19 protein-coding genes and 1 pseudogene are annotated in these 24191 nt (G+C 59.4%); 16 read left to right on the plus strand and 4 right to left on the minus strand.

What is annotated here, in order from left to right; genetic code table 11:
* Positions 1 to 67 precede the first annotated feature (67 nt).
* Entirely contained in the window at positions 68 to 2017 is a 1950-nt protein-coding gene (locus PF1751_RS10150; protein ID WP_042571495.1) for a flavin monoamine oxidase family protein, read from the minus strand.
* 282 nt (positions 2018 to 2299) lie between these two features.
* On the opposite strand from PF1751_RS10150, the gene PF1751_RS10155 reads away from it, so the two are divergent.
* The 7 genes from PF1751_RS10155 to PF1751_RS10185 all read left to right on the plus strand — a co-directional run bounded on the left by PF1751_RS10155 (position 2300) and on the right by PF1751_RS10185 (position 12235).
* Positions 2300 to 2644, plus strand: coding sequence for an FKBP-type peptidyl-prolyl cis-trans isomerase (locus PF1751_RS10155; protein WP_010211294.1), 345 nt, complete (start codon positions 2300 to 2302; stop codon positions 2642 to 2644).
* A 12-nt stretch (positions 2645 to 2656) separates the two neighbouring features.
* Positions 2657 to 3259: a GNAT family N-acetyltransferase gene (locus PF1751_RS10160; protein WP_042571496.1), complete on the plus strand. Its 603-nt coding sequence runs from the start codon at positions 2657 to 2659 to the stop codon at positions 3257 to 3259.
* A gap of 421 nt (positions 3260 to 3680) precedes the next feature.
* On the plus strand, positions 3681 to 6386 hold the full coding sequence (gene mgtA / locus PF1751_RS10165) for a magnesium-translocating P-type ATPase (protein ID WP_044286968.1): 2706 nt from the start codon (positions 3681 to 3683) through the stop codon (positions 6384 to 6386).
* A gap of 31 nt (positions 6387 to 6417) precedes the next feature.
* Complete coding sequence (locus tag PF1751_RS10170; protein WP_010211291.1) at positions 6418 to 7134, plus strand: MgtC/SapB family protein; 717 nt, start codon at positions 6418 to 6420, stop codon at positions 7132 to 7134.
* A 298-nt stretch (positions 7135 to 7432) separates the two neighbouring features.
* Positions 7433 to 8059, plus strand: coding sequence for a response regulator transcription factor (locus PF1751_RS10175; protein ID WP_010211290.1), 627 nt, complete (start codon positions 7433 to 7435; stop codon positions 8057 to 8059).
* Between the two features lies 1 nt (position 8060).
* Positions 8061 to 11675, plus strand: a complete 3615-nt coding sequence (locus PF1751_RS10180) for a transporter substrate-binding domain-containing protein (protein WP_044286969.1) — start codon at positions 8061 to 8063, stop codon at positions 11673 to 11675.
* 134 nt (positions 11676 to 11809) lie between these two features.
* Positions 11810 to 12235, plus strand: a complete 426-nt coding sequence (locus PF1751_RS10185) for a hypothetical protein (RefSeq protein ID WP_044286970.1) — start codon at positions 11810 to 11812, stop codon at positions 12233 to 12235.
* Here PF1751_RS10185 and dkgB read toward each other — a convergent pair.
* Positions 12232 to 13050, minus strand: a complete 819-nt coding sequence (gene dkgB, locus PF1751_RS10190; protein ID WP_021493368.1) for a 2,5-didehydrogluconate reductase DkgB — start codon at positions 13048 to 13050, stop codon at positions 12232 to 12234. The genes PF1751_RS10185 and dkgB overlap by 4 nt on opposite strands.
* 255 nt (positions 13051 to 13305) lie before the next feature.
* On the opposite strand from dkgB, the gene PF1751_RS10195 reads away from it, so the two are divergent.
* From PF1751_RS10195 to PF1751_RS10220, 6 genes are all read left to right on the plus strand, one after another.
* Positions 13306 to 13944, plus strand: coding sequence for a TetR family transcriptional regulator C-terminal domain-containing protein (locus tag PF1751_RS10195; protein WP_010211286.1), 639 nt, complete (start codon positions 13306 to 13308; stop codon positions 13942 to 13944).
* A 152-nt stretch (positions 13945 to 14096) separates the two neighbouring features.
* Complete coding sequence (locus PF1751_RS10200) at positions 14097 to 14888, plus strand: enoyl-CoA hydratase/isomerase family protein (protein WP_010211285.1); 792 nt, start codon at positions 14097 to 14099, stop codon at positions 14886 to 14888.
* Positions 14889 to 14915: 27 nt separating this feature from the next.
* Positions 14916 to 16076, plus strand: coding sequence for an acyl-CoA dehydrogenase family protein (locus PF1751_RS10205; RefSeq protein WP_010211284.1), 1161 nt, complete (start codon positions 14916 to 14918; stop codon positions 16074 to 16076).
* Between the two features lie 16 nt (positions 16077 to 16092).
* The gene (locus PF1751_RS10210; RefSeq protein ID WP_010211283.1) at positions 16093 to 18201 is read left to right on the plus strand and encodes an acetate--CoA ligase family protein; all 2109 of its coding nucleotides are present in this window, start codon (positions 16093 to 16095) and stop codon (positions 18199 to 18201) included.
* Positions 18191 to 19798 (plus strand): 5-guanidino-2-oxopentanoate decarboxylase, encoded by a 1608-nt coding sequence (locus PF1751_RS10215; protein WP_010211282.1) that lies wholly within the window; start codon positions 18191 to 18193, stop codon positions 19796 to 19798. Before PF1751_RS10210 ends, PF1751_RS10215 begins: the two co-directional genes overlap by 11 nt.
* A gap of 91 nt (positions 19799 to 19889) precedes the next feature.
* Positions 19890 to 20591, plus strand: a complete 702-nt coding sequence (locus PF1751_RS10220) for an NAD(P)H-dependent oxidoreductase (protein WP_044286971.1) — start codon at positions 19890 to 19892, stop codon at positions 20589 to 20591.
* A 19-nt stretch (positions 20592 to 20610) separates the two neighbouring features.
* On the opposite strand, the gene PF1751_RS10225 is transcribed toward PF1751_RS10220, so the two are convergent.
* Complete coding sequence (locus PF1751_RS10225) at positions 20611 to 21690, minus strand: 3-deoxy-7-phosphoheptulonate synthase (protein WP_010211280.1); 1080 nt, start codon at positions 21688 to 21690, stop codon at positions 20611 to 20613.
* A 612-nt stretch (positions 21691 to 22302) separates the two neighbouring features.
* Between PF1751_RS10225 and PF1751_RS10230 the strand changes: the two genes are divergently transcribed.
* Positions 22303 to 22734: a GNAT family N-acetyltransferase gene (locus PF1751_RS10230; protein WP_010211279.1), complete on the plus strand. Its 432-nt coding sequence runs from the start codon at positions 22303 to 22305 to the stop codon at positions 22732 to 22734.
* A 35-nt stretch (positions 22735 to 22769) separates the two neighbouring features.
* Here PF1751_RS10230 and PF1751_RS28270 read toward each other — a convergent pair.
* Positions 22770 to 22920, minus strand: a pseudogene (locus tag PF1751_RS28270) (helix-turn-helix domain-containing protein); the annotation flags it as partial.
* A gap of 112 nt (positions 22921 to 23032) precedes the next feature.
* Between PF1751_RS28270 and PF1751_RS10235 the strand changes: the two are divergent.
* Positions 23033 to 23398, plus strand: coding sequence for a helix-turn-helix domain-containing protein (locus PF1751_RS10235; RefSeq protein ID WP_010211278.1), 366 nt, complete (start codon positions 23033 to 23035; stop codon positions 23396 to 23398).
* A gap of 151 nt (positions 23399 to 23549) precedes the next feature.
* Complete coding sequence (gacA, locus tag PF1751_RS10240; protein ID WP_010211277.1) at positions 23550 to 24191, plus strand: response regulator transcription factor GacA; 642 nt, start codon at positions 23550 to 23552, stop codon at positions 24189 to 24191.

The raw sequence follows: 24191 nt of genomic DNA on the forward strand, positions 1-24191 counted from the left end.
TTATAAGAGGCGACCGAATGTTTAATTGAAAGTCAGGTGATTCCCCTTGAGTTGTAGTCTCTTTCTTTTATGGTTCGGCTTTGTAGATTGGGTAGTCATGCATGGTAAAGCCTCCGTTGAAATTGGCTTGGGTTCTATTACAAATGGCTATCACGGTATCAATTGCTCCCCTGAAGCAGGGCTCTGTCCAGCCCGAATCTACGGAGAAGGATTCACCGCAGAGGTACAAACCTGACTTGTGAGAAAAGTCTCGATTGTATTTCAGTAGTTTCATTGCGTCGTAATAAGTACCTGCACGGTAAAGTTTTGCGCAGCCAAGCGAATTTTTATCATTCATCCACCGTTGAACCACCGCGTGATTACGTCCGATATAAGGTGATATTTTTTCTTGTATGTTGGTAGATTTCAAAAGAATTCTGTCGAGGTCCTCAATACATCTGTCAACGAGTTCTTCATCGGTGAACACCGATAGCTTTATGGCATCATCTTCCCATGTGTAGCTGAGAAGGATGCAGTCGTAAGTATCGGTAGGGTTATAACGGTAGGTATATACGTCATGAACCAAGCTATCCGTCACGATGGCTTGAGGGATTTTTTTATTGTCGGAGAGAAATGATTTTTTGAGAGGCGCGTACACTTTGCAACTGGTTTCCCAATGGGCCGTTTTATAGGCTTCTGTGACTTCAAATGGAAGCACTTCCTGGCTGAAGTTTTCAATGGATATTTGCGTTTCGATCAACCATGAAGGTAGTGTCATCACCACAGAATCGTAATCGAGGAATTCTTTTTTGGTCTTTTGTTTTTGTGTGATGTTCCAGTCGTAATAGACCCGTATTTTCCCGCTTTTTAATTTCTTGATCTTTGTCACTGCACTACTGGTCATGAAGCCTGACTGACTTTTTATGAGGTGCTCGTATAGAGACTCATGCGTTTCTTGGGGTTTGATGAAGAGTAGGGATTCGGCCAGAGAACCTAGGCCGACGTAGTTTGGTTTGTTGAACGCAAGGCCTCTCGAATCCAAGGTCTCGGAATGATTCAAGTAAGGCGATGCCATCGGTGTGCCGTCCGCGTTTACGCGTCCGTGGATGAGTTGCAGATGACTGCTGAATCCAAATATCGCCGTGCGCAGGGGGTAAAGCGAGCATACGTCATAAAATGCTCCCCAGCTGCCATCACCGATACCGATGGAGTAGAAAACAGCGGATTCCTGTGCAGTCATGCCCATCCCACCGAAGTTCCCAGGGTCACTTGGGTGCCAGCTATCGATGCTTGGCATTTTTACCAAGTTGCGGAATGAAATGCCTTCATATTTGTTGACTATTAAATGCCACATGTTTTCCCAGCCTTCAGCGCCGTAATGCTCAGAGACGATCAACGTCATTCGCTCGGCGAAGGCCTTCCATTTTGCGAAAACATTGCCCAGAGTTTGACCAGGAGGCGGTGTTTTTCCATCAGTGTTTTTCCAAATAAGCATGGTGGGTTCTGTGTTGTCATCTATGCTTCCTTCTCGTAGAAATATACCTGTGGATCGGACCGCGGGGCTGCCTGGATTGGGGAAGTCTGTGTGGCGCAATTCGAATGCGTTGGCGTAATAGGCCATGAGGGAACGCCCATCTTTAGGCGGTTCGTCTGATTTATTGAAGAACGGCATTCTCATTGCACCCATCTCGAAAGGCGGTCTGCCAACCGAGTGGGTACCGTTATTCCCAAGAGCGGTAAGGTGCCTGCCGCCAATGCGCTTGGATTTTTCAATTAAGGTGATGTTTGTGAAACCGCAGCGGTGAAGTTCACGTGCAGTTGTTAGGCCCGTAATGCCCGCGCCAATAATGCATATTTTATGATGCGGCTCGGTGGCTTGGGCAATACCGTTGACGTGCTCAACCAAGGTGCGGTAGTCAAAACATAAGTCCGGTGGGTTAGGAAACCGAGCTGTCCATTTGCTCTTGCCGGAGCGCTTTTGTCGGTGATGGTGTTGGGCGGAATCTGCGGGGTAATTGAAGTTGGAGCCGATGGTCATTCTGATGTTCCCTGTTCAGAGTTAACGGACTCTGAACAGAATGGATGTGAGCGCTGCTAGCCAGAAATAGGCTGGAGTTGGTTTTTTGTAAGGGGAAGTCGTTTTTTTTAGTAGGGGCAGTGCAAGCGACTAAGTGAATTGTGGGGGTGCATGCTCTCTCTCCCCTGAACGACACCGCGTTAACTCGAGTGCATGCCCTCCAGCGACGGTTCCACCTTCACACTTGCCAAACCCACCCGATTCTGGGAAAACCCACCCTTTTGTACCGTCAACGAGCGCCCTATGAGCACCGAAGAACTCCGAATCACCGACATCCGCCCCGGCACCGGCAAAACCGTGGTGAAGGGTGCGCTGATCACCACTCAATACACCGGCACCCTGGAAGACGGCACGGTGTTCGATTCTTCCTGGGAGCGCGGCAAGCCGTTCCAGTGTGTGATCGGCACTGGGCGCGTGATCAAGGGCTGGGACCTGGGCTTGATGGGCATGCAGGTGGGCGGTGTACGTACCCTGTTCGTGCCGGCGCATCTGGCCTATGGCGAGCGGTCGATGGGCGCGCATATCAAGCCCAACAGCAATCTGCGTTTTGAGATTGAGTTGTTGGAAGTACTGACGCGGGACGATTGAGGGCGAGTGAACATGGACGTTGACTCACCGCTGTTGCCGGGGTGCTCTGTCGCGGGCATTCAGGTCGTTGAGCTGGACAGCAGTGATGAGCAGGAGCTGCAGCGGTTTTTCGAGCGGGCGCCGGATTACTTCATTGCGGTCAACGGCGAGCCGGCCACTGCGACCGAAGCGCATGAAGAATTGCAGGGACAGTTGCCCGCAGGGTGGGCATGCAGCCGGATGTATTGGCTGGGTTACCGCGATGTGGAAAACCGGCTGGTCGCGGTGGTGAACATCGCGGCGGACTTGCTGGCCGTTGGCGTGTGGCATATCGGGCTGTTGCTGGTGGATGCACGCTTGCATGGCACTGGGCTGGCGCAGCAACTGCATGGGGATCTTGAAGTCTGGGCGGTTCGCAATGGCGCTCACTGGTTGCGGTTGACAGTGGTCATCGGCAACGCCAAGGCGGAGCGCTTCTGGCCAAAGCTTGGCTATGTGCAGGTACGCACCCGCGAGGGGATCACCCTGGGCCGCCAGGTGAACCGGGTATCGATTCAGGTCAAGGCGCTGACAGGTGGGCAGGTGGGTGATTACTTGGCGTTGGTTCAGCGGGATCAAGTGGATGCGCCTTCCTGAACCCATCCTGAAGAATTTTCTTATTCCCCATGCGGACACTTTCCTACGGTTTACTCTCCCATCATCGGGGCGTAAGCTTCGCGCGTTTTCATCAATAGCGGAGACCCTCAGTGGGTACTTGTTCGAGTGACAGTAGTCGGCCGGTTTCGGTAACCGGCACAGGCTTGGCAAGGTAACGCGCATTTTTCCGATGCCGTTGTCTCGCCACTAAAAGCGAGAAGCGGCATCCCGGCAGCGGCCAGTCCTGGCACCTGCCCGAATCCCTCTCATCGACGCTGACCAGCACCCGGTTCACCTCGGGATGCTACGGACGCGCCTGCCTTTTGCGGCAGGCGGGCCACGCTGGCTGTGCCTATAAAACGGGCGCGGTGCAGACGGCGGTACCTGCACGACGGTTTCTTCCTCGCGCAGGAGTAACACCATGAACTTGACTCTGTTGAAAGAGTTCTTTGCCGGCTTCCTGCGGACCCGGCACATCGCCCGGCATTTCCGCCGCCTGGCGATGCTCGATAGCGTGACCGACGCCAGCGTCAGCCGCGAAGTGCCGCCGACACTGGCGCAAACCCTGGTGGTTTCCGCCAACAGCAGTGCGGTGCAGTTGCTCGGCACGCTGGGCAGCCACTCTGAGGGTTTGAATACCCAGGAAGCTGACGCTCTGCGCGTGCAATACGGCCTCAACGAAGTCGAGCACGAACAGCCGCTGCCAGGGTGGGTGCACCTGTGGCACTGCTACAAAAACCCGTTCAACCTGTTGCTGACCTTGCTGGCGGTGATCTCCTGGCTGACCGAAGACATGAAGGCCGCCACGGTGATTTTCTCCATGGTGGTGCTGTCGACGCTGCTGCGTTTCTGGCAGGAGGCCAAGTCCAACAAGGCCGCCGATGCGCTGAAAGCCATGGTGAGCAACACCGCCACGGTGTTACGCCGCGATGAAGCCAAGCGCATCGAATTGCCGATCAAGCAATTGGTGCCGGGTGACCTGATCGTGCTGTCGGCCGGGGACATGATCCCTGCCGATTGCCGAGTACTCAGCGCCAAGGACCTGTTCGTCAGCCAGGCGGCGATGACCGGTGAGTCGATGCCGGTGGAGAAGTTCGCCCAGCAGCAGGACACCCAGACCCGCAACCCGCTGGACTTGGAGAACATCCTGTTCATGGGCACCAACGTGGTGTCCGGGGCGGCGACGGCGGTGATCCTGACCACCGGCAACAGCACCTATTTCGGTGCCTTGGCCCAGCGTGTGACCGCGACTGACCGTGCGACCACCTCGTTCCAGCACGGCGTCAACAAGGTCAGCTGGTTGCTGATCCGCTTCATGTTTGTGATGGCGCCATTGGTGCTGTTCATCAACGGTTTCACCAAGGGCGACTGGACCGAAGCACTGCTGTTCGCGCTGTCGATTGCCGTGGGCTTGACCCCGGAAATGCTGCCGATGATCGTCACGTCCACCCTGGCCAAGGGGGCGGTGTTTCTGTCGCGCAAAAAAGTCATCGTCAAGCGCCTGGATGCGATCCAGAACTTCGGCGCCATGGATGTGCTGTGCACCGACAAGACCGGCACCCTGACCCAGGACAAGATTTTCCTGGCGCGCCATGTGGACGTGTGGGGTGAAGAGTCCGACGATGTGCTGGAAATGGCCTACCTCAACAGCTACTACCAGACGGGCTTGAAAAACTTGCTGGACGTGGCGGTGCTGGAGCATGTGGAGGTGCATCGCGAGCTGAAAGTCGGCACGGCGTTCCAGAAGGTCGATGAGATCCCGTTCGATTTCAATCGTCGCCGCATGTCCGTCGTGGTCGCTGAGCAAGGCCAGCCGCACCTGTTGATCTGCAAGGGCGCGGTGGAAGAGATTTTGTCGGTGTGCAACAACGTGCGCCATGGCGACGTCAATGAAGCGTTGACCGAAGACCTGCTGGCGCGCATCCGCCAGGTCACTGCCGCGTTCAACGAAGAAGGCCTGCGCGTGGTCGCCGTGGCCGCGCAGCCGATGGCACCGGGTCGCGACACCTATAGCCTGGCGGATGAGAACAACCTCACGCTGATCGGCTACGTCGCCTTCCTCGACCCCCCCAAGGAAAGCACCGCGCCTGCGCTCAAGGCGCTCAAAGCCCACGGCGTTGCAGTGAAAGTGCTGACCGGTGATAACGAGTTGGTCACTGCCAAGATCTGCCGCGAAGTGGGCCTGGAGCAACAGGGCCTGCTGATGGGCAACGACATCGAGGCCATGACCGACGCCGAACTGGCCAAGGCCGTGGAAACCACCAATGTGTTCGCCAAGCTGACCCCGAGCCACAAGGAACGCATCGTGCGCTTGCTCAAGGCCAACGGGCATGTGGTGGGTTTCATGGGCGATGGCATCAACGACGCCCCGGCGCTGCGTACTGCTGATATCGGCATTTCGGTGGACAGCGCGGTGGATATCGCCAAGGAAGCCGCCGACATCATCCTGCTGGAAAAGAGCCTGATGATTCTGGAGGAGGGCGTGCTGGAAGGCCGGCGCACCTTCGCCAACATGCTCAAGTACATCAAGATGACTGCCAGCTCCAACTTCGGCAACGTGTTTTCGGTGCTGGTGGCCAGTGCGTTCATCCCGTTTTTGCCGATGTTGCCGATGCATCTGCTGGTGCAGAACCTGCTGTATGACATTTCGCAGATCGCGATACCGTTCGATAACGTCGACGCGCAAATGCTCAGCAAACCTCAACGCTGGCAGCCGGGAGATGTCGGCCGTTTCATGCTGTTTTTCGGGCCGATCAGCTCGATCTTTGACATCACCACGTTCGCACTCATGTGGTATGTCTTCGACGCCAATACCCCCGATCACCAGACCCTGTTCCAGTCCGGCTGGTTTGTGGTGGGGCTGCTGACCCAGACGCTGATCGTGCACATGATCCGCACCCCGAAAATTCCGTTCCTGCAAAGCCGTGCCGCGATGCCGTTGATGGTGATGACCGGCGTGATCATGGCGGTGGGCATTTTCCTGCCGATGGGGCCGCTGGCGCATTACTTCAAGTTGCAGGCGCTGCCGTCGCTGTACTTCGTATTCCTGCCGGTGATCCTGCTGGCGTACATGGCGCTGACCCAGGCGGTGAAGGGCTACTACATCCGTAAGTTTGGCTGGCAATAGTTTGGCTGGCAATAAGCAGGGAGGATGTCCTATGCAAGCAATCAACAACATCAACCTCGAATCCCTGGTCGACACCCTGGTCAGCCTCACTGCGGCCTTTGTCCTCGGCGGCTTGATCGGCTTCGAGCGTCAGTACCGCCAGCGCACGGCGGGCCTGCGTACCAACGTGCTGGTGGCGGTGGGCGCGGCGATCTTCGTCGACATGGCCAGCCGGCTCGGTGGCGCGGAAGGCGCGGTGCGGGTGGTGGCCTACGTGGTCTCGGGCATCGGTTTTCTCGGTGCCGGTGTCATCATGCGGGAGGAGGGCAACGTGCGTGGGCTCAACACGGCGGCCACCCTCTGGGCATCGGCGGCAGTGGGGGCCTGCGCGGGTGCCGACCTGGTCCTCGAAGCGCTGCTGGGCACGCTGTTTGTGCTGGCCGCCAACACCTTGCTGCGCCCGATCGTCAACAACATCAACCGTCAACCATTGGACGTGGTATCGGCAGAGGTCACCAACATCCTGTATGTGATCGCCCGGCGTACCCAGCAGAAAGCCGTGCTGGCCTTGCTGGAAGCAGAGCTGGCACGTTGCAACTACCCGGCCAGCGACGTGGACGTGCGCCCCTTCGGCACGGAAGAAGTGGAGATCGAAGCGACCCTGGCCGTCACGTCGGTGGACGGTGACGAACTGGATGCGCTGGTAGCGCGAATCTCGATGTCGACCCTGGTGGTGCAGGCATTCTGGAGCCCGAGTACCACCGAGTAGTTCCCGGCCGTCAGGCGTTATCCCGTGCAAAGCGGACTAAGCTACTGCGAGGAAAAGTCCTACAATCAATCGAGATTATCCCTTCATTTGATAAGCCGCGCCGTTGTTAAGGTTGCGCCCTTGCGCCTCAGGAACCAAGGCGCAGCTCAACGTATTGACCGTGATTTATCAAAAGGAGGGGTCTTTACTACCTGTAGTGTCATGCAGAGTTATCAGCACCGTTTGTCGGAACTGTTACTTTTCACAGGTAGATAGGTCCCGTGTGATATGTAAGCGTACTGATCCCTCGGGGAGTCTTATGAGCAAAGCTTTAATTGTGGATGATCACCCTTTTATCCGCGCCACCGTGAAGTACCTGTTGAAGCAAGAAGGCTTCGATGAAATCTATGAAGCGGGCAATGGTGCCGATGCCATGCAGCTGGCGCGTGAGCGGCGCCCGGATCTGATCATTCTCGACCTGGCCATGCCCAAGCTTGGCGGATTGGAGGTGATCAGCCGGATCAAGGCGCTGGAACTGCCTTGCAAGATCCTGGTGCTGACCTCCTATCTGGCCGTGTTCTTCTCCACCCGCTGCATGCGCGCCGGGGCCATGGGCTTTGTGGCCAAGACGGGTGAACTGGACGAGTTGCAAAAGGCGATCAGGGCGATCCGGTCCGGCTACAGCTGCTTCCCCAGCGTGGCCACCAGTTCAGTGCGCCGTGACGATTTGCAGACCACTGAGCAAGAGCTGGTCAATTCGCTGTCGGACCGCGAAGTGACGGTGCTGCAAAGACTGGCCACAGGCCTGACGAATAAGGAAATCGCCGAGGATATGCTGTTGAGCCACAAAACCATCAGCACCTACAAGACGCGACTCAAGGAGAAGCTGCGCATGTCTTCGGTGGTGCACCTGTCCAAGTTCGCCCAGCGCAATCATCTGATCTGAAATGACGACCACCCGGCTGTTGAGATTCACGGCCATCCTGCTGATCGGGTTGTTTTCCCCTGCAGCGATGGCCCTGGATGAGCCGCACACCCTACAGCTCCTTGGCCACGCGACCCTTGAAAACCCAGGGCTGGAGCTCGATGAGAGCGACTGGCGCTGGTTACGCCAGCGACGCACATTGGTGATGGGGGTGTCGGCGCCGGACTACGCACCTTTTGACTTGAGCAATAACAAGGATTTTGAAGGTATCACCGCTGACTACGCGTGGCTGATCAGCCTCATCTTAAGCGTGCCTATCGAAGTTCGACGCTATGACACCCGCGATGAGGTGATCGAGGCACTCAAGCTGGGCCAAGTGGATTTAGTAGGATCGGCCAATGGTTACGAAGCCGCCGACAAGGGCCTGGTGCTGTCCCGTTCCTACGCCAATGATCAACCCGTGCTGATAACCCGCGCGGGTGACAGTCATTTACTGAGCGCCGACCTGGCCGGCAAACGCGTGGCGATGCTCTACCACTACATGCAACCCGACGCTGTCCAGGCCTATTACCCCAAGGCGCAACTGCTGTTGTATGGCTCGACCCACCAAGCCATCGGCTCCGTGGCGTTTGGTCAGGCGGATGTGTACCTCGGCGACATTATCAGTGCCCGTTATCTGATCAAAAAGAACCACCTCAATAATATCCGTATGGCCGATTTTTCCGGGCTGGAGGTCAATCCGTTCGGGTTTGCTTTCACTGCGGATAACATCCGCCTGCTGAATATCATCAACGCAGCGCTGGCCGTGATCCCCGCCAGTCAGCAAATGAGCATCCTGCGCCGTTGGAGCGCCGCAGACAGTGGGGTTCTGGAGGCAGACCGACTGCGCTTGAGCGACAGTGAGCAGCGCTGGCTGGAGAAGCACCCGCGGGTAAAGGTCGCGGTGCTCGACAAGTTCATGCCGCTGTCATTTTTAGATGAGCGGGGGCAGTTCGTGGGGCTGAGCGACGAGGTATTGTCGCGGATCAGCTTGCGCACGGGCTTGAAGTTCGAGATGGTCCACGGCAATTCGTTAACTCGGCAAATTGATGAGGTCAGCAGCGGGCAAGCGGACATGCTCGCGGTCATCACCCCCAGCGTCGAGCGTGCCGAAAAGGTCCGCTTTACCCGACCTTATCTGTCCAATCCTTACGTGTTGGTGGCGCGTGCCAGTGATGAACGGCTGCTCACCCTGGAAGACATGCCCGGTAAACGCCTGGCGTTCATTGGTGGCAACAGCCTCGGTGCACAGATAGCACGCGACTATCCAGGTATCCAGTTTGTCGACGTCGGGAACCCTGAGGCCGCCATGGACCTGGTCGCGAAGGGGAGTGTCGATGCGACTATCGTGTCGTTGATCAGCGCACGCTACATGATTGCGCGCAATTATCGAGACCGTCTGCGTATCACCACCACGATCGGCACGGAACCGGCACGCATTGCCTTTGGCGTCAACCGCAGCCAACTGGAGCTGTATTCGATCCTCGAGAAGGCGTTGTTGAGTATCACACCTGAGGAAATGGACGAACTGAGCAACCGTTGGCGCAGTGAGATCATCATTGATGACAGCTACTGGAGCAGCCATCGCAATGTGATCATCCAGGGGTTTGGCCTGGCTGCGTTGCTGCTGCTGGTGACCCTGGGCTGGGTGCTCTACCTGCGCAACTTGATCCACAAGCGTGCCCAGGCAGAACAGGCCTTGAGCGACCAGATGCGGTTCATGAGCGTGCTGATCGACGGCACTCCCCATCCGATCTACGTGCGCGATCGCCAAGGCCGCTTGATGGCTTGCAACAACGCTTACCTGGATGTGTTTGGCTTCAAGTTGGAGGACGTGATCGGCAAGACCGTGGTGCAAACCGACACGGGCAACCCGCCGCAGGCTCAGTCGTTCCATGCCGATTACTTGAGCCTGATGGAGCGCGGCGAGCCGCAGATCCAGGATCGCGTGCTCAAGGTGCCGGGTGGCGGTGTGCTGACTATTTACCAGTGGATGCTGCCGTACCGTGACAGCAACGGCGCCGTCGTGGGCATGATTGCCGGTTGGGTGGATGTCAGCGAACGTCAGCGCCTGCTTGGCCAACTGCAGGAAGCCAAGGAGGAAGCGGACGCCGCCAACCGTGCCAAAACGACGTTCCTGGCGATCATGAGCCATGAGATCCGCACCCCCATGAATGCGGTGATTGGCATGATCGAATTGGCCCAGAAAAACGCCGAGCAGGGCCGTGTCGATCAGGATGCGTTGGAGGTGGCTTCGATGGCATCCCGGAGCATGCTGGAGTTGATCGGCGATATCCTGGACATTGCGCGCATTGAAACCGGTCACCTGTCCCTGAGCCTGGAACAGGCCAATCTCCATGAGTTGTTGGCGTCCGTAGCGCGGGTGTTCGAAGGGCTGGCGCGGGACAAGGGGCTGCTGCTGCAAGTCGAGCTCGACCCGATGATCGACCGGGCGGTGCTGATCGACCCTTTGCGTTTCAAGCAAGTGGTGTCCAACCTGCTGGGCAACGCTATCAAGTTTACCGCCACCGGGCAGGTGCGCCTGGCGGCTCAGAGCACACCGACATTGGCCGGTGACCACTTGAGCCTCAGGTTGTGTGTGGAGGATACGGGGATTGGCATCAGTGCCGAAGATCAGCAGCGCTTGTTCAGCCCCTTTATCCAAGGCAGCAACAACGACCAGTCGGCGCGCAGCGGTTCTGGCCTGGGGTTGGTGATCAGCCGCAACCTGTGCGAAATGATGGGCGGCCAATTGCATTTGAGCAGTGTGTTGGGCAAGGGGACGAGGGTGGACCTGACGTTGACGCTGGCCACGGCCACGGCCACACCGGTTTACGCACCTGCGCCTCCCGCGCCTGCGACTCACGCGTTGAACCTCCTGGTGGTTGACGACTACCCGGCCAACCGTCTGTTGTTAGCTCGGCAACTGAGCTTCCTGGGGCATCGCATCGTTACGGCCGAAGACGGCGCCGAGGGTTTTGCGCTCTGGCAGGACGGGCAGTTTGATGGCGTGATCACTGATAGCAACATGCCGATCATGGATGGCTATACATTGGCACGTGATATCCGTGCCCAAGAGCGCCAGCGTGGGCTGGTGCCATGCCTGTTGCTGGGGTTCACCGCCAACGCCCAGCCCGAGGAGACCGAGCGCTGCCGGCAGGCGGGCATGGACGGCTGTCTCTTCAAACCGACCGGCCTCGATGATCTGCGCACGGCATTGGCATCGCGCACCGCGGCGCCGGAGGTGAAAGAGGTCGTGCCGGTATGTGACTTGAGTACGCTGGTCGCCCTGACAGGGGGCGATACTGCTGGGCTCAACGAGTTGCTGGCGCCATTGCTCGACAGCCTGGCAGAGGACCGCTTGGTGCTATCGACGCTGAGAGCACGCACGGATTTCGGCAAGTTGCATGACCTGGCCCATCGCGTCAAAGGTGGGGCTCGTATGGTCAAGTCGCAGGCGCTGGTCGCTTGTTGTGAAACGCTGGAGGACGTGTGTGAAAGGAGGGACCGTGATGCGTTGGCGGCTACGGTTGACGCGATTGGCCATGCCATGGATCGCTTGCATCACAGCTTGAGCGCGTGCATCAAGCAGTCTTGACCCAGGTGGCTAGCCATTCGGTGGATTTGGGAGAACTCCTACAGTGGACGGGAATAAGCCTGATTTTGTCCTCGGGATATGTCTGGAAAATGGGCCTCGCTCACTGACGAGCGCTGCATGCCCAGGGTTCCGCCATGCCAAACAAAGCATTGACCATACTGATTGCCGATGAACAACACCTGCAACGCCTGCATATCGAAAAAATGCTCAACCGGTTGGGGTATTTCCGGATCGTACCAGTGGAAACCCTTGAAGAGGTCCTGTTGCTCACCGCCATCCCGGCCCGGCCGTTTGATGTGCTGATCATCAATTCGGGGCTGACGGCCCACGCTTGCGGGCCTCAACCTCAGGCACACCATGTGCTGGTCTACGATTATCTGGACCTGAGCGCCCGCACCGCTGATGCAACCCCGGCGGTGCTGATGCGGCTGCCCGGCATGCCTGATAACGTCAACCTCGAACACTTCATGGACATCATCGACCCACCCGCAGCCACCGCCGGCCTGCGCGTGCTGCCGTGGCTGCGGGAGTTATCCCGTGCGCCCGTTGCCGGTGTTTAATCCCACTTTGGCGCGATACCCTTGGGGCTGGTCAGGCGATGGCCGCGTTCCAGTTCGGCAATCTGTGCCATATCGGCAGCGCTCAAGGTCAGTTGCAGGGCCTTGAGGTTGCTTTCCAGGTTGGCGCGCTTGGTCGATGATGGGATGACGGCGTAGCCCAATTGCATGGCCCAGGCCAGTGTCACTTGCGCCGGGGTCGCCTGATGGCGCTCGGCGATTTGCTGGATCACCGGGTCCTTGAGCACCTCGCCGTAGGCCAGGGTCATGTAGGACGTGACCTGAATGCCGTTGGCGGTGGCGAAATCCACGACCTTGCGGTTTTGCAGGTAGGGGTGCAGTTCGACCTGGTTGGTGGCGATGTTTTCGGCCCCGACGGCTGCAATCGCCTGTTTCATCAAGTCGACGGTGAAGTTGGAAATGCCGATCTGGCGGGTCAGGCCCAGGTGCTTGGCTTCCAGCAATTGGCCCATGAATTCGGCGACAGGTACCTGGTTTTCCGGTGAGGGCCAGTGGATCAGTGTCAAGTCCAGATAGTCGGTCTTAAGTTTGCTCAGGCTTTCACGCAGGCTTGGAATCAGCTGGCCTTCGGCGAAGTTGGCGATCCAGATCTTGCTGGTGATAAACAGCTCGTCACGCGGGACGCCACTGTTGGCAATCGCCTGGCCGACGTCGGCTTCGTTCTCGTAGATCTGCGCGGTATCGATCACGCGGTACCCCAGTTCCAGGCCGGTGCTCACGGAATCGATCACCACCTGGCCTTGCAGGCGGAATGTGCCAAGGCCGAAGGCTGGGACGTTTTGCGTTGGGATAGACATCGGTAACTCCTGAAGGGGTGTGAACAATGGCGTCGAGTATCCGCCCGTTGTTCCTTCGGAAAAACCGCCGAATCCGAAAAGGACTCTTTACCGCAAATCACGAATAGCAGCGCCGTGAACAGCTCGCGGCGTGCTATCGATTGGTCGCGCATTGCCGCATGAGCGACCTGAGCTGCGGACGCTGGATCAGGTGTCGCCGGGTTATCGCGACTGATGTAGAGTCGTGCTGCCGTCTCAATCGTAGGAATTCGCCGCATGACCCAGGAATCCCGTTTTTCCCGGATGGACCCGGAAGTGCGCAAGGCCAATCTGGTCCAGGCCACGCTCACGTGCCTCAAGCGTGATGGTTTTCAGGGGGCGTCAATTCGCAAGATCAGTGCCGAGGCCGGGGTGTCGGTGGGATTGATCAGCCATCACTATTCGGGCAAGGACGAACTGGTGGCCGAGGCCTACCGCACCATCACCGATCAGGTCATGAGCCTGCTGCGCGCGACCATGGCCAAGGCGCCGCCTAACCCTCGGGAGCGCCTGTCGGCATTGTTCCGCGGCTCATTTTCCGCCGAATTGCTCGACCCGCACTTGCTGGACGCCTGGCTGGTTTTCTGGGGCGCGGTCAAGACAGCGCCGGCGATCAACCTGGCTCACGAACACTCCTATGGCGAGTACCGCACCATCATGCGTTCGGCCCTGACCGACATGGCCAGGGAGGAGGGCTGGAAGCACTTCGACGCCGATCTGGCCGCCATCGGACTGAGCGCGCTGCTCGATGGGTTGTGGCTGGAGTCGGGGCTCAACCCTGGCACGTTCACGCCGGAGCAGGGCATCCAGATCTGCGAAGCCTGGGTCGATGGCCTGCAGGCCGGTGGGCGCCAGCGTTATCAGCTCAAACCCTGAGCCTTCTCCAGCCGCCTGGACGCACGGTTCAGGCCGGCCGTTTACCCCTCCTGAAAATATTTGCTGATTGCCGATTGTCTTCTTGCTGAACACTTGTTTAGTATCGTTTCGTGTCGCACCCCTCAAGCCAACTAAAATAATTCGAGGAAGCCATGACTATTGATTCGCCCGTGCTCACTCAGGTGCAAGCTGGCGTTGCCTGGATCACCCTCAACCGTGGCCCGCAGCGCAATGCCTTGGACATTCCCACCCTCAAGCACCTGCACGCCTTGCTCGATACCTTCAACACCGACCCCGCTGTGCGTGTGGTGGTATTGACCGGCAACGGTCGCAGCTTCTGCGCCGGTGCCGACCTGGCTGAGTGGGCCGCCGCCGAAGCCCGTGGCGCCCTCGAAACTTATGGCTGGACCGACACTGCCCACGCCTTGATGACGCGCCTGCACACCCTCGACAAACCCACGATTGCCGCAATCAACGGCACCGCTGTCGGCGCGGGTATGGACCTGACCCTGTGCTGCGACCTGCGCGTCGCCGCCCAATCGGCGCGCTTCAAGGCCGGTTACACCAGCATGGCCTACTCGCCGGATGCCGGTGCCAGTTGGCACTTGCCGCGCCTGATCGGCAGCGAGCAAGCCAAGCGGCTGCTGTTCCTTGACGAGCTATGGAGCGCCGACCGAGCCCTGGCTGCGGGCCTGGTCGGTGAAGTGGTCACGGATGATCACCTGCACGCCCATACCAACGCACTCGCCACACGCCTGGCCAACGGCCCGACCTTTGCCTTCGCCCAGACCAAAACCCTGATCCGTGACGGCGCCGAGCGCAGCCTGCCCGCGCAACTGCAGGCCGAACTGGCCGCTGGGCTGTTGTGCGGACGCAGCGCCGACGGTACCGAAGCCTTGCGCGCCTCCCTGGAAAAACGCCTTCCGATTTTCAGCGGCAAATAACAACAACACCTCCGAACAGGTAGCGCCATGAATTTCCAACTCAGCCAAGAACAAGACATGTTGGTGGACGCGGTACGCAGTTTTGTTGCCAAGGAATTGTTGCCCCATGAAGAGGCGGTGGACCGTGCCGACGCGGTCTCGCCCGAGCTGGCTGCGCAGATTCGCGACAAGGCCATTGCTGCCGGTTTCTATGCCTTCAACATGCCGGAAGAGGTGGGGGGCGGCGGCCTGGATTACCTGTCCCAGGCCCTGATCGAACGGGAGCTGTCCAAAGTCTCGTGGGCCTTGCATGTGTTTGTCGCGCGGCCGTCCAAGATCCTGATGGCGTGCACCGGCTCACAGATTGGCGACTACCTGTTGCCCTGTGTGCAAGGCAAGAAAGTCGACTGTTTTGCCTTGACCGAACCCGGCGCCGGTTCCGATGCCAACGCCATCAAGACCCGCGCCGTGCGCAGTGGCGATGACTTCGTAATCAATGGCAGCAAGCACTTTATCAGCCATGCCGGGCACGCCGATTTTGCCATCGTGTTCGCGGTCACCGATACCTACGAACACAATGGCCGGCAGCGCAACGCCGTGACCTCGTTCCTGGTCGATCGTGGCACCCCCGGCATGACCATCCGCCGTGGCCCCAAGTGCGTAAGCAACCGGGGTTATCACACCTATGAAATGTTCTTCGATGACTGCCGCGTCCCGGCTTCCAAGGTGCTGGGCGAAGTGGGCAAAGGCTGGGAGGTGGCCAATGCCTGGCTCACGGCCGGCCGTGTGATGGTGGCCGCCAACTGCGTCGGCCAGGCCCAGCGCGCCCTGGATGTGTCGTTGCAATGGGCGGCGGACCGCAAGCAGTTCGGCCAGCCGATCGGCACCTACCAAGGCGTGAGCTTCAAGCTGGCCGACATGGCCACACAGATCCGGGCCGCTGAACTGCTGACCCTGCACACTGCCTGGAAGATGGATCAGGGCAGCATGACCGATGGCGAGGCCGGCATGGCCAAGCTGTTTGCCAGTGAAACCCTGGGCAAGGTCGCCGATGAGGCGGTGCAGATTTTTGGCGGCATGGGCTTGATGGATGAAGGGCCGGTTGAACGTATCTGGCGTAACGCACGGATCGAGCGGATCTGGGAAGGCACTTCGGAAATCCAGCGCCATATCATCGCCCGTGAACTGTTGCGGCCGCTGTTGCGCTGATCGGCGAGGAGAGCGTATGTCCCAGGCTATTCGCGACAATCTCAAACGCCTGCTGGCGCCCCGGCACCTGGCTTTCGTTGGTGGACGCAGCATGGCGCGTGCGCTCAAGCGCTGTGCCGACGGCGGATTTACCGGGCCGATGTGGTTGGTCAACCCGCAGCATGACAGCCTTGATGGCATCCCCTGCGTGCGCCGCGTGACCGATTTACCGTGCGGGCCGGATGCGGTGTTTATCGCCACCAATCGCGAGTTGACGCTGACCTGCGTGGCTGAGCTAGCCGCTATCGGCACGGGTGGTGCCATATGCTACGCCTCCGGTTTTGCCGAGACGGGGGCCGGCGGTGCAGCTCTGCAGCAGCAACTTCTGAAGGCTGCGGGCGATATGGCCTTGCTTGGCCCCAACTGCTACGGCCTGCTTGACTACCTGCACTGCTCGGCGCTGTGGCCGGTGGCCCATGGCGGCAAGTCGGTAGAGAAGGGCGTGGCGGTGCTCACCCAGAGCGGCAACTTCGCCTACAACCTGTCGATGAGCGACCGTTCGCTGCCAGTGGCCTACATGGCCTCGGTCGGTAATCAGGCGCAACTGGGCGTTGCCGAGCTGATGGACGTGTTGCTCGATGAGCCGCGCGTCACCGCCATCGGCCTGCATTTGGAAGGCTTGAAGAATGTGCCGGGGTTTGCCCGAGCAGCGCACAAGGCGTTGGAGAAAGGCATTCCGATCATTGCGCTGAAAACCGGCGTGTCGCAGATCGGTGCGGAACTGGCCTTGAGTCACACCAGTTCGCTGTCGGGCTCCGACGCGCTGTACGACAGCTTGTTTGCGCGCCTGGGCGTGATCCGCGTCAGCGGCCCCGTGAGTTTTGTCGAAACCCTGAAGGCCGCCGCGTGCGGCAATCTTCCGGAGGGGAATCGCTTGATTGCACTGGCCTGTTCTGGTGGCGATGCGGGGCTGATTGCCGACTACGCCGAACGCAATCACCTGGCCTTGCCGACACTGGACGACGACCAACGTGCTGAACTGGCCCAGGTGCTGCCCAGTTACGCCAACCTGGTCAATCCGCTGGATTTCACCACCGCCATCTGGGGCGACCGTGATGCCCTCGACGCGATGCTCGACACCGTGCTGCGAACCGCCGCCGACGCCGCCATGCTGGTGCTGGATTACCCGGCCGAATTCACGGGTGAGCGCAAGGAGTGCGACCTGTTGCTGGAGCTGTTCTGCGCCGCGCTCGGTCGCCATGGCAAGACCGGGTTCGTCACTTCGGCACTTCCCGAACTGTTGCCGCCCCATGCCCGCGAGCGCCTGCATGCTCAGGGAATTGCTGCGCTGCAAGGCGTAGAGGATGCATTGGCCGCTTGGGGGCGGATTGCCGACTACCCGCGCAACCGCCGCGTGTTGCTGGAGCGAGGAGAATCGATCCTCGAACCGTTGTGCCCAAAAGCCCTGGATGACAGAGGCGAGGCCTTGGACGAATGGGCCTCCAAGCAAGCCTTGCGTGCATTCGGCCTTACGACACCGGCCGGCGTATTGAGTACGCCGGGCAGGGCGGTCAGCGATGCAGAAATGCTGGGCTATCCCCTGGTGCTCAAGGCGGTCAGCGCGCAGTTGCCGCATAAAACCGAGGCCGGTGCCGTGGTGCTGAACCTGCAAAACGGCAGGGCCCTGACCGCTGCACTTGAGCAGATGCGCGCGCACATCTCGGCTTATGCACCGCATGTCGTCTTCGATCAATTGCTGCTGGAGTCGATGGCTACACCGCCGTTGGCGGAGTTGATCGTGGGCATCAAACGCGAAAACGACTTTGGCCTGGCCCTGGTCATCGGCGCCGGCGGCATCCTGGTGGAGTTGCTCAAGGACAGCCGCAGCCTGTTGTTGCCGACCACCGACAGTGCCATCCGCAACGCCTTGCTCAGCCTGCGCAGCGCAGCATTGCTGCAAGGTTTTCGCGGGCGTGAAGTGGCGGATCTGGACGCCCTGGTGACGGCCATTCGTGCCGTGGCCGACTACGCCTGCGCCAATGCCGGGCAGTTGCTGGAGCTGGATGTGAACCCATTGTTGGTCAATGCCCAGGGCGCCACGGCGGTCGATGCGTTGATCCGTCTAGGAGATGAACATGTACGATAAAGCGATGACCGGTGGCCAGGCCCTGGTGCGACTGCTGGCCAACTATGGCGTCGACACGGTATTCGGCATTCCCGGTGTGCACACCCTGGAGCTGTATCGCGGCCTGCCCGGTAGCGGCATTCGCCATGTGCTGACGCGCCATGAGCAAGGTGCCGGCTTTATGGCTGATGGCTACGCGCGGGTCAGCGGCAAGCCGGGGGTGTGTTTTGTGATCACCGGCCCCGGCGTGACCAATGCCGCCACCGCTATTGGCCAGGCCTATGCCGATTCGATTCCGATGCTGGTGATTTCCAGCGTCAACAGCACCGTCAGCCTCGGCAAGGGCTGGGGCATCCTGCATGAGACCCAGGACCAGCGCGCGATCACGGCGCCGATCACCGCGTTTTCGGCGGTCGCTCTGAGCGCTGAGGACTTGCCTGAACTGGTCGCCCGTGCCTACGCCATCTTCGACAGCGAGCGACCCCGCCCGGTGCATATCTCGGTGCCGCTGGACGTGTTGGCCGCGCCAATCCAGCGCGATTGGAGCAACGAGGTCGTACGCCGGCCAGATCGCGGTTTGCCGCCGGCCAAAGCCCTGGATCAGGGCGCGGCCAAACTCGCGGCAGCCAAACGCCCAATGATCATCGCCGGAGGCGGTGCGTTGGCGGCTGGCGAGGCATTGCAGCGCTTGAGCACGCAGTTGGCGGCGCCGTTCTTCACCAGCGTGGCCGGCAAGGGTTTACTGCCTGTCAATGACCCGCTGAATGCCGGTTCCACCCTCTGCGTCGAACCCGGGTGGCAACTGATCAGTGAGGCGGATGTGGTGCTGGCGGTGGGCACGGAAATGGCCGATACCGACTATTGGTGTGAGCGTTTGCCTCTCGGCGGCGAGCTACTGCGGGTGGATATCGACGCGCGCAAGTTCAATGATTTCTACCCCTGTGCCGTGGCGCTTAAAGGCGATGCGCAGCAGACCGTGCTGGCCTTGCTGGAACGCCTGCCGACCACCGCGCGCAACGCTGAAGCCGCCATCTCGACAGTGGCGGCGTTGCTGCACGCGATCGAATCGGGGCACGGCCCGTTGCAGTCCATCCACCAAGCCATTCTCGACCGTATTGAAGCCGAATTGCCGGCCAATGCGTTCATCAGCAGTGACATGACCCAGTTGGCCTACACCGGCAATTACGCCTACCGCAGCCGTGCGCCGCGCAGCTGGTTGCATCCTACCGGCTACGGCACCCTGGGCTACGGCCTGCCTGCCGGCATCGGCGCCAAGTTTGGCGCGCCACAACGGCCGGGCCTGGTGTTGGTAGGCGACGGTGGTTTCCTCTATACCGCCCAGGAATTGGCCACCGCCGTGGAAGAACTGGACAGCCCGTTGGTGGTGCTGTTGTGGAACAACGACGCCCTTGGCCAGATTCGTGACGACATGCTGAGCCTCGATATCGCGCCCATCGGCGTGCTGCCCCGCAACCCGGATTTCGCGCTGTTCGCTCAGGCGTTCGGCTGCACCGTGAACCAGCCCCGCAACCTGGATGAATTGCAGACGGACCTGCGCAACGCTTTCAAACGCAATGGCGTGACCTTGATCGAGTTGAAACATGCCTGTGCCTGTTGACCTTTGGAGAGACAAGATCAGGGGGGGGGACCCCGACTGGCTCGATCATCTGCTGGCCCAACGGGCGGCGCACACTGTTTGAGGACATCCCATGAAGGTTTTGATTGTTCACGCCCATCCTGAACCGCAGTCATTCACCGCGGCCTTGCGCGATCGGGCGGTCGCCACGCTGGAGGGCCTGGGGCATGCGGTAAAGGTCAGCGATTTGTACGCCATGCGGTGGAACCCGGTGGCGTCGGCGGCGGACTTTTCCTCGCGGGAAAATCCGGATTACCTGGTATACGCCCTGGAGCAGCGCCTGGGGGTGAAGAAGCAGTCAATCGCCGCAGATATCCAGGGCGAGTTGGACAAGCTGCTGTGGGCTGACCTGTTGATCCTCAACTTTCCGATCTTCTGGTTCTCGGCGCCGGCGATGCTCAAGGGCTGGATCGACCGGGTGCTGGTGTCGGGGGTGTGTTACGGCGGCAAGCGCTTTTATGATCAGGGCGGGCTGGCGGGTAAACGGGCGATGATCACGGTGACCCTGGGCGGGCGCGAGCATATGTTCGGTGAGGGCGCGATTCATGGGCCGCTGGAGGATATGCTGCGGCCGATTCTGCGCGGGACGTTGGCGTATGTGGGCTATGACGTGCTGGCGCCGTTTGTGGCGTGGCATGTGCCGTACATCAGCGCTGACGCGCGGCAGGATTTCCTGGTGGCGTATGAGCAGCGGTTGCAAGGGCTGACGGATGAACAGCCCTTGGTGTTTCCGAAGCTGGCGCAGTTCGATGAGGCGCTATACCCCCTATCCTGAGCGGATTACCGTTTAAATGTCAGTCGGTCTTGCGTTGTTCCCGCAACCTTTCGGCCGCACTGCGCAACAACTGCTCGGTGCCATTCCAGCCCAGGCAACCATCGGTCACCGATACGCCGTATTTCATCGACGCGCTCAGCGGCTGGCAGCCTTCGAACAGATGGCTTTCGAGCATCATGCCGATCAGCGAGGTGTCGCCCTGCAGGCGCTGGTCCAGCACCTCGTTGAACACCGCCGGTTGGCGCAACGGGTCCTTGCCGCTATTGGCGTGGCTGCAATCGACCATGATGCGTGCCGCCACCTTGGACTTGGCCAGATCGTGCTTCACCTGTGCCACGCTTTGCGCATCGTAGTTCGGCCCACGGTGACCTCCGCGCAGCACCAGGTGAGTGTCAGGGTTGCCTGGGGTCTGGATGATCGCCGGGTGGCCCTGGCTGTCGACGCCGAAGTGACGGTGCGGGTGGGACGCCGAGCGCATCGCGTCACAGGCAATTGCGACGCCACCGTCGGTGCCGTTCTTGAAACCCACGGGCATGCCCAGGCCGCTGGCCATCTCGCGGTGGATCTGCGATTCAGTGGTGCGCGCGCCAATCGCGACCCAGCTGAGCAGGTCATCGAAGTAGCCGGCGGCCATGGGTTGCAGCAGCTCCGTGGCGACCGGCAAGCCCAGGCGCAGCATTTCACGCATCAACTGGCGGGACAGCGTGAGGCCGGCGGCCATGTCATCGCTGCCGTCCAGGTGTGGGTCGTAGGCCAGGCCTTTCCAACCAATAGTGGTGCGCGGTTTTTCGACGTAGGCGCGAATCACCAGCAGCATCTGGTCGCTGACTTCGAGCGCGAGCTTCTTTAGGTTGCGCGCGTATTCCATGGCCGACTCAGGGTCGTGGATCGAGCACGGGCCGACAATCACCAGCAAACGCGAATCTTCGCCATTGAGGATGGCGCGCACGGCGTGGCGATGGGCGTGGACTTGTTCGGTGAGGAACGGGCTGAGGGGCAGTTGGTGCTTGAGCTCAAGGGAGCTGGGCAGGCGCTGGGTCAGGGCTTCATTGGCGCTGGTCAGTGCAGAAATCGGCAGAGCGGCGGTGGCGGAGTTCATATTCAAGGCTTCCTGGGCAAGCGGCGGGCTGTTCCCGCGCGCTCTGCCCTACTGGGGTGTTCGACAATTGGCCGTATTGGCTACGTGTGTTGGCTTGCCACCAAGAGGTGACCGATCGGAGGCGGCAGGCTGTCCCGAGCGGAGCTGGCTAAATCGCCATGCGGTGGAGGTGTCGTAGCGGTAATAGGTGGCGTAGTTCATGTCGTGTGTCCTTTAAGTGTTCTGCGAAATTAATAGAGGCCTGAAAAAACAAAACCCCCGGTCGGGGAGCCGACCGGGGGTTTAGATTTCTCTGGTAGGCGACCCCTTGAGTAGTGGGCGCCGATTTCAGGTATCAGGCGCGCCAGTGGCTAAACCAATACCCAAAATAAAAGCTTACTGCTGCGCTCGAACCGTTCACACGGGTAGCCGATACCGCGCGCGGGGCGCTGGTAGCAGGGCAGACCTGAGTGTGGGTGAGTTGCAACATGGTGTGTCTCCAAATGATTGGCAGAGCTTACTTGACGCACACCGGTAGTTTCAATCAGAAATTTCTATTGTCATGGGCTACTTACGACTATGGGGTGAGTGCCGATATGCTGTGGACACTCTAATTGGGATGGATACGGACAGATGGCGTTTCACTTACGCGCAGCCACGGACCTTGACCTGCCGTTCGCACGCACCCTGACCTTTGAGGCTATGAGCCATTACTACCGGCAATACGGGCTGATGTGGTCCAACGATGGTTTTGACGTCGCCTGGGCTGGCCGTGAAAACTGGCTGATCTGCAATGACGACGGGGTGATGGGCTTTGTCAGCCTGAGCCGCGACAGCCGTGCGCTCTACATCCGAGAGCTGCATATGCTCGAAACGTGTCGCAGATTGGGTGCGGGCAGTTGGGTGCTGGAGCAGATGGCGCTCAAGGCGCAGGCGTTGGGTTTGCTGCGTTTGACGGTATTCAAGACCAATCCGGCCAGGCGGCTCTATCAGCGTAGGGGGTTGAGCATTGTCGGTGAGGAGGACTGCTTCTGGCGTATGGAGCGTGTCTGCCCATCCCGCTAAATCATGCAGTCAATCCTAATAGGCGCATACTGGCTTCAGGAGACGACCTCCTGATCGTTGTTTTGGCCATCAGCCTTAATAAAGGATGATCCCTTCTTTCATGCCCAAAAGGACCGCTACCTTATGGGCTTCTCCACGCCGTCCCTTTTTGCGCCCAGCGAGCACTTGATAGGTGGTTGCCGGATTGGCTTATGCAGCATTACGGATTCCGGGCGTAGTTTAAAGCCGTTCAAGTTCGTTTAATAAAGAGATGAGCGTGTCACCTCTTGAGGTGTGCCAAATAGGAGCATGCATTCAAATGAGTGGAATCGGTTCGCGTTTGAGGCAAGAAAGAGAGCGACTTGGCCTGTCGCAAAAAGTCTTTGGTGAAATAGGCGGCGTTGAAGCCAACGCACAAGGCAAATACGAAAGTGGAGGGCGCGTGCCCAAGGCCGACTACTTGTCGCGTGTTGCCGAGAGAGGCGTTGATGTGTTGTACGTGCTGACCGGCGTGATTACGCCGATTCAACTGAAAAACCTCAGCCAGATTGAAGAAAAGGTACTGGGTGACTACCGCGTAATGTTCAAGGAAGACCAGGCTGCTATACGCCGCTTGACGGCAACCCTGGCCGAGCACTCCATTTTGCAGAGTAGAAAAATCAAGCCGCAGCCCCGGAATTCCTGACCTATTGCCCAGCAAATAGAGCCGTTCGCCACTCGGTGGATGGCTACTGTGTGTTCAAACTCTATATATATGACGCTTGCAGCTAGGTCTGCGCCTTGGTTTTTTGCTAAGGTGTTCAGCAACCTATAAGACCATATCGCGAGGTGTCTGCTTGATTAGGGTGCTAGTAGTCGATGACCATGATCTCGTTCGTACAGGCATTACACGAATGCTGGCTGACATCGATGGCCTGCAAGTAGTCGGCCAGGCCGAGTCCGGGGAAGAGTCCCTGATCAAGGCCCGGGAGTTGAAACCCGATGTGGTGCTGATGGACGTCAAGATGCCTGGTATCGGCGGTCTTGGCGCCACGACCAAATTGTTGCGCAGCCATCCGGACATCAAAGTCGTGGTGGTGACTGTGTGTGAAGAAGACCCGTTCCCGACGCGCTTGTTGCAGGCGGGAGCGGCGGGTTACCTGACCAAGGGCGCGGGCTTGGCGGAGATGGTGCAAGCCATTCGCCTGGTGTTTGCCGGCCAGCGCTACATAAGCCCGCAGATTGCCCAGCAATTGGCGATCAAATCCTTCCAACCCGTCAGCGACTCACCGTTCGATGTGCTGTCGGAGCGGGAAATCCAGATCGCCTTGATGATCGTCGGTTGCCAGAAGGTGCAGACCATCTCCGACAAATTGTGCCTATCGCCCAAAACCGTCAACACCTACCGCTATCGCATTTTCGAGAAGCTCGCCATCAGCAGTGATGTTGAATTGACCCTGCTCGCGGTGCGCCACGGCATGGTGGACGCCAGCGCCTGA

Origin of the sequence: Pseudomonas simiae, assembly GCF_000934565.1 — a bacterium.
Lineage (GTDB): Bacteria > Pseudomonadota > Gammaproteobacteria > Pseudomonadales > Pseudomonadaceae > Aquipseudomonas > Aquipseudomonas simiae.